Raw genomic sequence first — 13,130 nt, forward strand, 5'->3', positions numbered from 1 at the left:
CTGATGTACACTTTACGCATCCGAATTAAGCCATATATACAGCCATTCGAACGTATATTAGCACTTCGTGAATTGCAAGCCTTGACCTCAGATACTCCACGTCCACTTGGGCAGCTAGAAGAGACAGCAGAGTTTGAAGTGACGTCAACTCTTTCTGTGAATGATCTCGCTAATCGTCTGGCTTATTGGGAAGCTATCGACCACCAGGGGGCATCAACGATAACAACACAGGTGCTTCGTGAGTCAACAATAAATCTTGTTCGCAACGGAGTGGCTATAGATGCATTACGTAGCCAACTCCCGTTTGTTGATGAAGTACCAATACCCAATCGGCGCTGTCTCCGTTACGGCACGCATGGTATACATGAGTACCGTGGCAAGTTCTTCCCGCAGCTTGTTCGTTCGCTGATCAATATCTCTGGAGTACAACCCGGTTCTGTGGTGGCTGACCCGATGAGTGGAAGCGGAACTACAATTGTTGAGTCAATTTTGACTAACTGCACAGGGCGAGGCCTTGATATGAATCCACTCTCAGTTTTCATGAGTACGACCAAGGCTAGATTGCTGTCTGCAGATGTGGATAGCATTGCTCGTAATTACGAAGCGATCAGGATGGTATTAATGGCGATTGAAAATAGAAAAATGAAGCGCCTAGTTTATTTTGAGACGCTTCCGGAAACTGATAAAAACTATCTTTCATCTTGGTTTTCTCCGGAAGTGTTATCCGGGCTTGATGACATTATGCTTGCGATACAGCAAGTTAACGATGAATATTCTCGTGATTTAATGCGAATGTCTCTGAGCAACATCATTCGTAGTGTTTCATGGCAAAAGAATGACGATTTACGTGTACGTAAAGATGTGCGATTAGATGTTGATATTGATCCGAAGCGCGAATTTTTAGAAGAGTTGGGGCGATCTGTTCGCGCAGTGCTGGCATTTCTTTTTCAAAACGGCCGCCTTGCAAATCCACAATTCGAAGTAATCGAAGGGGATGCCAGGTTATGTTCAAAAATTTGGGGGCGAAATTCCATAGATGTTGTTATAACCTCGCCTCCGTACGCAACTGCGCTTCCATATTTAGATACAGATCGTCTGAATCTTTGTTATCTTGGTTTGTTGCCAAGACCAGAACATCGAAATCGCGATCAGAAAATGATAGGAAATCGAGAGGTTACTGAAGGTTTGCGACGGGAGTATTGGGAACGATTTGAGTCGTCCGGCGAAATGCTTTCCTCTACAATTAGAGATTTGATTCGTTGTATTGACTCGTTGAATTCCAACGGAAATGTTGGTTTCCGACGCCGCAATTTACCAGCACTTCTTTCCAAATATTTCTTCGACATGACAGAGGTAATGCACGGGATCTTCCACGCTTTAAAGCCAGGAAAATACGCTTTTGTAGTCGTTGGAAACAGCCACACAATCGCTGGAGGCCATCGCATTGATATTAAAACAGCTAGTTTACTGCAGGATGTTGCTCGTGGAATAGGATTCGAAGTGAAAGAATCTTTGTCGATGGACATGCTTGTGTCGAGAGATATCTTTAAGAAGAACGCGATGCTATCTGAAGAAATTTTGGCGTTCCGCAAGCCAGCTTAGATGTAACCCCATTTCCTAGTTGAATTGCGTACTGCGTTCACGCACCGAGCCAAATATTGGCCGTGACGGGTTGATCCTTGAGGGATAATTTCAACGTAATAATTAAATCCAGAGCTGCCATCACTACGTTCCAGGTACAAGATATCGCCGATATTGCCAGCGCTACGCAGCGTTTCACTACGTAATCTGAAATCATGTTTTGCAGGCCAAGTCATCATATTCACATCGACAATGGAAGTGCCAATTCGCATCTTTACCCCAAATCTATCCATCTTTCCTTTTTTTGAAGGATCTTCATGGAAGAGATTTGGCCAACCCCAAAAGTCTTCATCTGCATCACGAGCTGCTAGCGGTATGAAAATCTCTGGAGAACGTCGCGATGTTCCCTTTGTAGTTTGTCCAAAGCCAACGTCTGTTTTTTGCAATGTCATCAAGAAAATTTGATTGCTGCCAGGTTGCGCTGCAGCTGAAGGCAAAACCTCTAGGACGGCATCATCTTCTGGTCCAATAACCTCATCATAAGGAGTGGCTCCTTTTACCATGGGTAGTTGGAACAAACTCTTCAAGCGTGGTCGCGATTTCTTGTCAGTAGCTCCGTTCTTATCATTTACCGAAAGTCGGGGTGGGCGCAAAAGTGCGAGTATGCCACTTTCGACGAGTTCATCTACTACTTGCAGTCCGGAGATCAAGGTCATACCTGCTCGTTGTTCTGAGAACCAACTATCAATTGCAGTGGCAATCTGTGAAAGATGGTGAGGCGCATCGCCTTCGCGAGTATCTAACGCGATGCCAGCTTCAACATGAAGCGCTAATCCTGATGCAGTCAGGTTGGCAGAACCAACGAATGCGGCCTGAGAACAATCAGACCGTTTGATATGGTAAGTTTTGGGATGAAAAAATGCACCGCTAAAGCTCACGACACCCAATTGCGCATTATGGCGCGGAATACCTAATGCCTCAACAAGACCTAGTACGTCGTCTTTCAACGTGCTGGCTTCATTCGAGCCGATTAAGACCTTGATAATGAGATCGTTTTGCTTGCAATGCTCTAACGTCGGAACAAGCAAACCGATGCCATCAAGTGAAAAAAAACCTGTTTGAAAGCGAAGTTCTGCAACACCTTCATTAAGGATGCCTTCAAACCAACTTGCAAGAGAATGAGCCGGATTCCGGCTCCCTGAATCAAGATATTTCAAGCGTTATTTCTCCGACAGGTTTAATTAGCAAATTTATTTCACGGTTTTATTTGAATTATCTCACGATCTTGCTAGTCATTCACGATTATGATTTTCGGTATGATATCGAGAAGCGCCATCCAGAATAGATGGGCTATAGATGTATTAAAATGTGATTTGCATTCTTGCTTCATGCTACATAAGGTCTGGACGTAAATTTCCTTAGCGTAGATTCAATCAAGCTACACACACATCACTGTCACCTTTACTCTGATTGTTGGTTTGCTGCAGCGTTGACGTGTATTTCCCCTTATGCAACAAGTTAAATGAGGGGTTGACGACTTCAGCTAGCCACGCTCCAGTCCAACAGCCAGTGCTTGCCAAAAGTTAAGTGCTTTTTGTAATAACGACCATAATTCAAATGCAATAAACTTCCTCGCTACTTCGGCAGCAAGATCAAGGGAGTAATTTATCTAATTGCCGATCTGTTCTACCTGCCCGGCCCTCGCCACTTATCAAAACTCCTTGCCCCGGTATAACCAAGATACCCAGCCCCAAACAACCACCACAAACTCTCCGGCACCGCCCCTAAAAGCTTATTCAAATTCTCCGCTGCCTGAAAAACATGCGCTGGCCACCAGATGCCAAGGATTGCTCCAAGTACACACAGCAAGATCACCCCGTAGATTACATAAAGAAAAGTCGGTCTTGCCCGGCTCGTCCACGGATCAGCGGAATTGGCTTCAGCCAGAATGGCCGATAGGCTCGTCTGCATTTCCTGCAGGGCTTGCTTTCCTTCGGCCTGAAGTAGGGCTAGCTTGGCTTTCTCTCGCTCAGCCGGATCGGGAATCAAGCGATCGATCAGACGACTGCCAGCTTCAATGAGTCCCGGTGCTAAAGTGGTTAGAATCGGAATCATACGGCACCCTCCACAAATTCTGCTATCCGGTTCATCCAGCCGGCTGCAAAGACCGATTGCTCCGGATCATTAGTAATCAATCGTCCGAGGTGGCGAAGGCGTGCGCTGAGTACTTTGCTGTAGAGTTTATTTTGATCGGTAGCCGCTATAGCAGCAAGTGTCTTCGGGCCAATTAATCCATCAGCAGCCACACCTACCGCTGTTTGCAGCCAATGTGCTGCCGTTTTTGGATCAGAATGCACACCGCTATCCACCAGGAGGGCTTGTAATGCCGGATGTGTGATCGCATCAAAACCCGGCTCTACAATGTATTGATGGCGATAAATTTCCCGTGCTTCAGCTTCAGTAAGCGCTGCTACTTCATCACTTGTCGCGACTCGACCGAGATGACGCCATCCTCCGAGTGTTTTGGCCGTGATACCGTATTTGGTCGGACCACCCCGATCAGCCGGGTGATGGATGAAACCGCCTTCGCGGCGAATGATGTCATCAATGATAGATTCAACCATTATTGACCTCCAAATAATTTGATTTTCAATAGTGCACCAGCTACCAGCGCCAGAACGAGTCCTGTTGTTAGAACCTTGACGATGGTTTGCCAGGCAGTATGCTTTGCAGTATTGAAAGCTTCCAATAGATCACGCAGCTCACGGATGTCGTGCGCAGCATCATCACCTTCCAGGCCGACATCGGCCAGTGCCCGTTTGGCACCGCGTGCGGCGGCTTGTTCGAGCAATTGTTCGAACTCATCTTGCGGCATGACGACCATGCCGTTCTGTAACGTGGGTAGATTCATTTTCATGCTCCAGAAATAAAAACCCCGCCATCGGCGGGGTAGGGGTGGGGAAAGGAAGTAGAACTTTAATGAGAATTATGCATTTACTGTCCAGTCGAGTGGTATGACATGCCTTTCAATGCTGTTCAAGCCATCACGTACAGAGAATATTTCCAGCCTGCGCTCGGTAAAAGCGACATTGCCATTGTCGATGAACGCTTGGGCTGCAGTATAGGTAAAGGTTGTACCGGTCAAGCCAGAATAGATTTTCACGAGCGAGCCACCCGCTTTCAGGCTGTAGATTTGAATCGTGATGGTGGCACCAGTTTCCGGCCCGATGTTGGTCGCTTGATCATTACCAATATTGACTGCGGCAGTATTCGATCGGTCACGGTGGTACCATTGGATGAGCGCATTGGTATTGATACCTGATAGGCTGGTAGGCCTTAATACTCCATTAATCGTTACCCGGCCGGGCGGGTAGGGTGCACCCCAGCTTTGGTTGAGGGTAAGCGCCTTCCAGGTGTCGCTCGCTTTTGGCAGCACACCCTTGCCGGTTTCGGTCAGAAACTTCGCGTACATCGTGATTTGGCTTGCAAACTCGACTTCCGAATGGCCAAAGAAATCCTGAAAGAACCATATCCGGGCTCCCACGGCGTGAGCCTTGGGCAATGTGTGCAAAATGCCGCGTACTACCGTCACGCTTGAGGCTGACGGAGCGCTAGTGAGATAAACCAGCTCACTGCCTATCAAAGCAATGGTGTAGTTGGCCACCTGGTTAATATCGATCGCACCCGTCAACGGCAATGTCGTGGTGGTTTCGGTAATGGCGGCCGATAGCGTGGCAGTAGGTGTAAAGACCGAGGTCAGGCTGCCCGGCTGGTCGTTGCTGTTATCGGCTGTATCGGGCGATGTCCAGAATTCATAAGACACCGCGCTTGAAATAGGCGCTTTGGCACCCCCCAATAGAAAAGCACTGGTCACATCGATGCTATCGATCGCAGACTGATTGTCACCCAGGAATTGCGTGGCGATCAGCCAATAAGGCGCGGTCAACAGAAAGTAATCAACCACTGGAACTGGTTCTGATATCGGATCAGTCCATAAGGTAGGCGGCGGATCGGCAAACACGGATTGAACGCTGAAGAACACATCCTCCACCGCGTCGATGGTCACCTCGCCATCGGTCAAGGTGCCGAAATCCATGGTAGTGATGCGCAAGACCATTTCAACAATGCCTAAGTCCGGCCAGGTGAATTTGAATACCCCGCCTGGTTTCAGATCGAATGACTCCCGGTTGGCGATCAGCTTCAGTCTCGCCAACGGTTGAGTGAGCGTTTTGAGCTCCCGCATGGCGACATTGTTGGCCAGGGTGGCATTGGAAATGCCCAGGTATTGAATGGTGGTCGGCACCACCCCTTGCTGCATGGCGATCATGCCCAGATCCTGAATGGTGACGGATATCTTTTTGTCTGAATCGCGCTCCTGATAGATGAGCGTCACTTGATTGACCAGATCGGCAATGCCCGGCCTGGAAAACGATTCCATGCGCACGATGTTCGACGGCCCGAGAATGGGAAGGCTTGCAGGGCTGTAATCGTTCCTGACCAGCTTGAGGGTAAACTTGCCGGTGGTTTGATCGAGATACAATGCGCCATCGATGTGGTTCAACACGGTATTGATAAACTCTTTCACGCTCATCTGATCGGCGAGCACAAACGAAAGACCAAAATTCTCAGCAAACAGGGTATCTGCCGCTGCGCGAAAAGCCGCATCATCGAGATTGCCGTTCGTGTAGCCTAATCCCCAGCGGTCACTGGTGAGGCATTCGTAAATGATATGCGCCGGGTTGGCGTCGCCGCCGATATCCGTTTTTTCCGGATACCAGGTCTTGGCGGGAATTCGTTTGATGCGAAATGCCCACGGCTTGATGTAGGGGTTGTTGGCTGCCAGATAAATCTGTTTCAATATAAATGACATCACGCCGCGGTAAGCCGGAATGGGTGAGCCTTGTTGGGTTTGCAGATAAGCATTGGGTGCTTGGGAAGCTTCGCCAAAAGCGAGATCAATATCACCCACGACCCCACCTTGACGCTTGTCCCCGCCAAACAGCTCAGGCTTATTGACCGACAGGGTGGAGCTTGCCGTGACATTGCCTTCCCATAATATACTTTCACCTACCTTGATACCGGTGACGGCATCAACCGGCCCTTGACATGCAACCATGTGAATTCCGAGATGGTAGCGCCAGCCGATGATGACGGATTTACCTTTCATGACCGTTTTTCCTCAAGATATGTTCGACCACTTGATTGGCTACGCCGTCATCCCAGTCAATCACCGTATCCAATGGCAACCCTTCCTGTAGGAAATCACGGAAACAAACCCCCTTGTTCTCAAGGAAGCGCTTGGAGCCACGGGCGCACAGCTTGCATTCCACCAGATCCTGCATGGTCAGTTTGAGACCGCTGGTATCTACACCATTAATGATCACTATTTCTTCCCTGACTTGGATTTGATCGCGGTCTTTTTGAAGTCGCCGTACCACACCGTATTCGCTTGGTTGATCCAGCGGGTGCCAAATACCACCGGAATGGGGGTCGCCTCGGACACCGTCGGCACATTGAAATCATCCAGGTTGCTGGAAGCGGGCTTGGGTGGCTTGGGGGCAAACACCGCCGACAACACGGCTGACAGCGCAAAAGCGATAATCTGAAACCACATGAATCAATCTCCTATTCGATCGGGTCGCCTTTGAATGGCCCCATATCATTGGGGATAAACTCAAAGCCGCCGTAGTTATCAAAATTATTGAATTTGTTGAGACAAGCATTGCGGTCATGCACGCAGCCAGCATATAGATTGATGGTGACGCCCGCTTTCAGCGATGCAGTTACGCCGGTCAGCGTCAAGACATCGTTGGTATGATCGCGGATCATTTTCTTTTCCACATCACCCACTTCGATATAGCCGCCGGTATACCAGCCGCTTGGCCGATTCATGGGTACCACGGTGATGGCTGATCCCACAACAGAAACAATGGTGGCGGTATCGCGAAAGGCAGCGGCATTCAAGGTGCAACCGGTATCATATAAAGCATGGCGGCACAGCCGCTGGAACATGCCGCGCAGGCCCGCGCGTTCCAATGAGGTGTAAATCGGCGCACAGGTAATTTTGGCGATCAACCCGCTGAATTCCACATTCACCACCCGACCGATCCATTGCGGCACGACATCGCTATCGCCCCGGTGCATCCGGTAGATGGTCAGCTTCACCGGCCCAGGGTGTGAGCGAATGAAGAGCTTGGCGACCTCATTGTCACGGGCAACCTCGATCTCCAGCTTCATTTTGCTCACTTCCGTCGTTGAACCGAAGGTTGAGCGCGTCAAAGCGGTTGGGGTGTAGGTTCTGGATTGAAAGCTGATAACCTCATCGCCCGAAGTGTAGGTGAAGATGGATAGCCCATGAGAGAATTCATACAGCTCCAGCGGGCGGGCATCATGGATGCTTTTTTCAAAGCTGCTCAGCGTCATTGCACCACCGTCCTGATCAATGCACTGACACGAGAAATCGTGTCGGTCTCATGAAAGATTTCCACCGTGTCTGAATCCAGGCGCGCGAGATTGAGATAGCTGATGCGCCTGACCTCCTGCGGTTGGATATCGAACCCGACCGGGCTGTCAATGAACACGTTTTCTTCGGTTTCGGAGATTTCGTCGATGTTCAGGATATCCTTGAAGATACGCGTCCCATTAAATAATTCGATCATGAGCGCATCACGCATGGGTGTGGCCGGTACAAACCGTTTATAAAAGGCAAACTCGACCACCAGCTTGGTGTCCGTCCCAGCCAAGGTATTTTGAAGCTTGAAATCCTCGTTCCAGGAGGGCATCCAGAAAGGTTTCCAGCGACCTGCGCGGGCGTATAACCATTTCCTGAAATCGGCCCGTTCCTTGCGTGACTTCAGCAGCCAATCCATGCGGCGCACAATGGTGGTGTAACCGATCGGATCATCCACCACCGGGTTGACAGTCTCGCTATCGAATTCCAGCAGCGGACGCAATAAATCTTCCGACAAGACTTCCACTTCATTAGGAATATCCAGCAATACGGGATAACCTTTATACAAAGTCGTACCTTCTGCTTCAGTCAAGCCGGAGTTATCGGTGACGATGAATTTAGCCTGCATATCCAGCATATGGCGGGTAGGGCGGGTAACCGTTTGTTGGCTCTCGATCCGGGCAAATTTGGCGGAATAGATTTTTGTTCCCGCTGGCCAAGTCTGCTGGGTCGGAAGATCCAGGGTTAATTGGTTGGGCTGCACCTCTTTCAGTTGCACCGATTCATTGTGATTGATGGCATTGAACAGCAACGCCACGCCGCCCGCTATGAACTCGGAGTCTGCAGTCGGAATGTTAGGGATAACCGTTGAACCGGCGGGCAGCTCAGCACTCAACACATAGTAATCGGGCCAGTACGGAATCAGGTAGCTTCTGGATTGCCAGCCAAACAGGGTGTTTTGCAGTTTGCGTACAAAATCAAGACCAAACACCTGCAGATGCGCTTCGATCTCACGCCGGGGTGTGGCACGCAGTTTCACCCGCTGCTCGCTGCCATCCCAGCTCGTGATGATGTCGGTCAGAAATGAATAACGCTCCAGTACGCCGTTATCCCAGTTGATTCCGGCGAACAGCAGAATTACCCGGCGGCCGACGACCATCAACATGGGTGATTCTTCTGCAAAATTCAATGTATAGGTGGTATTGATGAGTGGCGGCCCGGCGACCTCCACCGCCAGGGTGTAAATGCGTGGCTCCAATGCATTGAAACTGGTGGGCTCTGGCTGCGGGCCGGTGAAACTAATGCCGGTGCCCGCATTGGTATCGATCGACGACAACAGGTTCGCAACAAAATAGGCATTCCACACTTCCACCTGGATGATCTTCTGCGAAATGACATTACCGAGGTCGATCGAGGCAGGGTTAATATGGATGCGGTAATAGTAATCGTTGCGGAACGATGGTGCGAACAGCGAGCTGATCACCGCCTGAGGTTCGGGAGACAGGGGCAACTGGTCGATCATGGCGCCTACCAAGACTGTGGCGATAGCTTGCGCTACCGGCGATTGTTGCGGTGCATCCAGCAAATCCAAAGAAGCAGAAAGTGGCGCTGATTCCACCAATACCAGCAACCCTGCGCCCAATATTCCGCTAATGACTGCCATCAGATTATTTTCCTGTAGGCATAACCCAATTGCCATGAATTGGGCAATTGATCCTGGGTATTGGCTTGATTGGATCGCCGGGTGATAGGAAATACTTTCCAGGTATCCGGCCCCAGCGATACCTCTTGTCCGACCGCGAACGATTGTAACCACACCAGGCGCAAATCCTGGACCACACCCAAGGGGGTGCGATTACCGGAGTTGGTGCCGCCGATATCGGTAAAAATATAGATCGGGATAAATGGTGTGGCGAGATTCAGGGTATTGGGTTGGCTGCCCACCAACAAACGGCTCGTCAAACCAAAACGGCCATTACCGTAGGCATCAAAAGTGCCGGCTGCACCCGTCGAGCCTTCGAACATGCGCCAGGCATTCAATTCCAGATTCGCGCTGACCTGCCCCTTTGATGCTGCCTGTGTTCCGTAATTATCGAACAGGGTACGCGATGTGCTTGCCTGATAGCTGCTGCGGTCACTGGTATTCCAGCCGACGTTAACGGCATCACAATAATGACCGCCAGCATAAGCCCCGAATTTATCGAGCTGGCCAAACACCAGATGGCTGAAGTAGCTAGCCGAGTACTCCAGCACACAATGTACATAATCACCCGCCGCATTTGAAAACAGATGATAGGCGACATATGGCCCATTACCGACGAAATCCATGATGGCAGATTGTGAGGGTGCACCGGGTTGTGATCCAAGTGCAGCACCAGGGGTATAGCCGGTCGCTCCTCTGATACGTAATTCTGTCGTGGTGGCGGCTGCATTAACAAAAGACTCGATGCCGAAGTAGAACGTGAGTCCTCCGCCATTGGCGGTGTTTTTCTGCATGTAGAGACGCTTGGTAGTGCTGTCGACAACCGTGAATTCGTTCTGAGTAAAACCTTGCGCAATGGCAAAGAGGCGTATCTTGTCTAGCAGGTCATTGAGGGAAGTGGAAATACCGGTTTCATAAGCCATGTGCTATTTACTCCAAAGCAATGGCTGCCCATCGTTCCTTGGCAGTTCGGAACACATTGGGGATGATCAGATAGTTGATACCGTTAATGGTGGTGGTGTTTTCTGCAGCGTTACCAAACCCGGTGACCGCAAATACACCCTGTATTTCACCAAGTATGTTAGGAGAGGGATTAGCCCCATCCACATGCATAATGCACGGGAACAGCACATATTGGTTGTCGATGGTGGTCACGATATTCTTGTAAGCGGTGGCATGATCAGAAGAAGGTCCCCAAGGCCAGACATTACGGCCAAAAGTCACTGCTGCTTCCGCCACGCTCGAGGTATACCAGTTTTTAAAGGGATACCATGACCCGTCTGAAAAACGGAGGTAATTGGTAGTGACGCTGGTGAGACTAGTCATGTCGGAGCTAATGCCGCCGGGGTCGTAGAAATTGCGGCATGAATCATCATTGCTCGACCAGCGCTGCGAGGTGTCGAATGCGGAACCAGAACCTGGCTTCATCGCATTGCTGCCGCCGATCATCAGTGGATATGGATATTGACTCGGTGTGGCATAAGGCAGGATAAATCCCCCGTACAGCGCATGATAGGTGGTATTGATCTTGGCAATGACCATGAAACGCCGCCCGTTGGCAATAAACCAGTAAGGGATGCTGCTGTTCCACAGCGAAAGACCTACCGGCAAACTCGTTCCTGGCTGCGTGGCAAAATCCAGCGTATTGCCTAAAATAAAACCGGTTGCGCCATACAGCCGCCAGTTGTACCAATCACCAGATACACTATAATCAGTCTCCAGATTGACGAATATTTCATCTGATCCGCCGCCGGGGCCTTTTAACGACAAACGCTTTCTGAGCTGCACGTTGAGCGGGAATCCATCCTGATAGAGGATGATTCTATTCAGCGTGAGCGATGAGCCGCCGGTGCTGTTGGAGATATTGAGCCGCCAGAACTTGTGCTTGTTCAGATTATTGCCACTCAGCGTAAAGGCTTTGATGCCCGACTGGGAAGTCCAGTCCAGATTGGTCATGCCGCTGAAGCTGTCCTGAGTCGTCCAATTGAGGCCATCGTCGCTGTATTGAAAATCAATGGCGGCCGGTTGCGCGTTACTGGTGAGTGCGGTGATATTGGCGGATGTCAGGTGCACCGGCCGGTCGAACTCCACCCCGATCTGCCATGGTTTAGCATTGGTAGTGCCGCTCCAGGAGCTTGCTGCGGCATTGAATGGATTGAAGGCCAAAGTTACCGTGCCGCTGGAAGCAAAAACGCCCACTAGTAAGGTGTAATCGGGGTTGTGATACAGCTCCTGCCAGCGCTCGTTGATCGGCAGCGTGACCGTTAAAAACGTGCGCAGTTTGTCGAAGAGATCGAAGGCTGAATTGGCTGTGCCGATTTCGACTGTCATGTGAGCACCTGTTTCAAAGCGGCTGTATTTCGGGAAATGATGTTCAGGATCACTTTCTCACCTTCACTCGATGCCAGGAAATCCTTGGTGATGCGCGGATCGATGCTATTGACGATGCGCACTGACTGGTTGACGGTGGGTGCGGCCGCGGGTGATAAGCTCAACGATTCGACCAGGCCACCCTCGGCGTAACCCAGGCGCGGGCCGATCGGCACCGGTGCGCCTTTGGACAAGTGATGTAAATTATCGAGTGCTGCCAGCCCTAAGCGTTTGACTGCTTGGGAAGAAAAGACATATTCCCCTGCATGGACAATACCAGCCGGTTGATATTTAGAACCGGGGCCGGTGTAACCGCCCTCGGCAAATTTTTTGCCGCTAAAGAGACCAAACAATCCGCTGAGAAACCCACCACCGCTCGCACTGGCTCCACTGAATAAGGAATCAACGATTCTGGTAGCAGCCCTTTCTGCGAGAATGGTGGCAATTGCATTCTTGAAGTTTTGCACCAGATTGAAGAAAGCGTCTTTCGATCCTTGTGAGATATCGACAAAGAAGCTCGACAGCGCATTCTTGGCTGCACCCTGGAAACGCAGCGAAAATTCATCCACCTCGATGCGTAATCTTGCGACTTCGTTCTTCAATCCTGCTACGCGCGCAATGGCTTGATCACCTACGCTCCTGCCTAACGCTTCCATCTTCGGGATCAGCACATCCAGTTCGTCAGCCGTGGTATTCATAAGCTGCCTGATTCGCTCTCTTGCCTGAATTTCAGTGAGCAGACCCGATTGCCGTTTGATATTGATACTGTCCTGAAATGTGTGCATGCGCGCGAGTGTTGCCTGGAATTCTGTTTCTAGTTTTGAAAGGGAGGCCAGATCAGACTGTACATCGATCAAGTGCAGCACATCTTTTTCGCCCTGCGCATCCTTGGTCACACGCAATTGCGCTAATAAAGGCTGGTATTCGCGTAGCTGTCAATGACGGAGCAAAAAGGTACCAGCATAGCGCGCGAAAAGTGTACCAGTTAGGTTAATAAAAAAGAGGGATTTAACCTCTGGTTTTAGC

13 protein-coding genes are annotated in these 13,130 nt (G+C 50.2%); 1 reads left to right on the forward strand and 12 read right to left on the reverse strand.

Features of this window, described 5'->3' with window-relative positions:
- The first annotated feature begins 3 nt into the window (after positions 1 to 3).
- Positions 4 to 1,602: a TRM11 family methyltransferase gene (locus tag BLW34_RS10725; RefSeq protein ID WP_090579309.1), complete on the forward strand. Its 1,599-nt coding sequence runs from the start codon at positions 4 to 6 to the stop codon at positions 1,600 to 1,602.
- Here BLW34_RS10725 and BLW34_RS10730 read toward each other — a convergent pair.
- The 12 genes from BLW34_RS10730 to BLW34_RS10785 form a co-directional block, all read right to left on the reverse strand.
- A complete protein-coding gene (locus tag BLW34_RS10730; protein ID WP_090579312.1) occupies positions 1,599 to 2,798 on the reverse strand; it encodes a phospholipase D-like domain-containing protein in 1,200 nt (399 codons plus the stop codon). The two genes, BLW34_RS10725 and BLW34_RS10730, sit on opposite strands and share 4 nt — an antisense overlap.
- 469 nt (positions 2,799 to 3,267) lie before the next feature.
- A complete protein-coding gene (locus BLW34_RS10735; protein ID WP_090579315.1) occupies positions 3,268 to 3,696 on the reverse strand; it encodes a holin family protein in 429 nt (142 codons plus the stop codon).
- Positions 3,693 to 4,205 carry a glycoside hydrolase family 108 protein gene (locus tag BLW34_RS10740; RefSeq protein WP_090579318.1) on the reverse strand — a complete coding sequence of 171 codons (513 nt, stop codon included), beginning with the start codon at positions 4,203 to 4,205 and terminating at the stop codon, positions 3,693 to 3,695. The genes BLW34_RS10735 and BLW34_RS10740 overlap by 4 nt, the downstream gene beginning before the upstream one ends.
- Entirely contained in the window at positions 4,205 to 4,492 is a 288-nt protein-coding gene (locus BLW34_RS10745) for a DUF6127 family protein (protein WP_090579320.1), read from the reverse strand. Before BLW34_RS10745 ends, BLW34_RS10740 begins: the two co-directional genes overlap by 1 nt.
- Before the next feature lie 75 nt (positions 4,493 to 4,567).
- Complete coding sequence (locus BLW34_RS10750) at positions 4,568 to 6,748, reverse strand: phage tail protein (protein ID WP_090579323.1); 2,181 nt, start codon at positions 6,746 to 6,748, stop codon at positions 4,568 to 4,570.
- Complete coding sequence (locus BLW34_RS10755) at positions 6,738 to 6,965, reverse strand: hypothetical protein (RefSeq protein WP_090579326.1); 228 nt, start codon at positions 6,963 to 6,965, stop codon at positions 6,738 to 6,740. The genes BLW34_RS10750 and BLW34_RS10755 overlap by 11 nt, the downstream gene beginning before the upstream one ends.
- Entirely contained in the window at positions 6,965 to 7,195 is a 231-nt protein-coding gene (locus BLW34_RS10760; RefSeq protein WP_090575556.1) for a hypothetical protein, read from the reverse strand. The genes BLW34_RS10755 and BLW34_RS10760 overlap by 1 nt, the downstream gene beginning before the upstream one ends.
- Positions 7,196 to 7,206: 11 nt before the next feature.
- Entirely contained in the window at positions 7,207 to 8,004 is a 798-nt protein-coding gene (locus tag BLW34_RS10765) for a phage BR0599 family protein (RefSeq protein ID WP_090579329.1), read from the reverse strand.
- Complete coding sequence (locus BLW34_RS10770) at positions 8,001 to 9,731, reverse strand: hypothetical protein (protein ID WP_143037910.1); 1,731 nt, start codon at positions 9,729 to 9,731, stop codon at positions 8,001 to 8,003. The genes BLW34_RS10765 and BLW34_RS10770 overlap by 4 nt, the downstream gene beginning before the upstream one ends.
- Positions 9,695 to 10,657: a hypothetical protein gene (locus BLW34_RS10775; RefSeq protein ID WP_090579335.1), complete on the reverse strand. Its 963-nt coding sequence runs from the start codon at positions 10,655 to 10,657 to the stop codon at positions 9,695 to 9,697. The genes BLW34_RS10770 and BLW34_RS10775 overlap by 37 nt, the downstream gene beginning before the upstream one ends.
- A gap of 7 nt (positions 10,658 to 10,664) precedes the next feature.
- Positions 10,665 to 12,065 (reverse strand): hypothetical protein, encoded by a 1,401-nt coding sequence (locus tag BLW34_RS10780; RefSeq protein ID WP_090579338.1) that lies wholly within the window; start codon positions 12,063 to 12,065, stop codon positions 10,665 to 10,667.
- The gene (locus BLW34_RS10785; protein WP_090579341.1) at positions 12,062 to 13,000 is read right to left on the reverse strand and encodes a phage tail tape measure protein; all 939 of its coding nucleotides are present in this window, start codon (positions 12,998 to 13,000) and stop codon (positions 12,062 to 12,064) included. Before BLW34_RS10785 ends, BLW34_RS10780 begins: the two co-directional genes overlap by 4 nt.
- Positions 13,001 to 13,130: the final 130 nt, after the last annotated feature.

This window comes from Nitrosomonas sp. Nm58, from assembly GCF_900107335.1.
Lineage (GTDB): Bacteria > Pseudomonadota > Gammaproteobacteria > Burkholderiales > Nitrosomonadaceae > Nitrosomonas.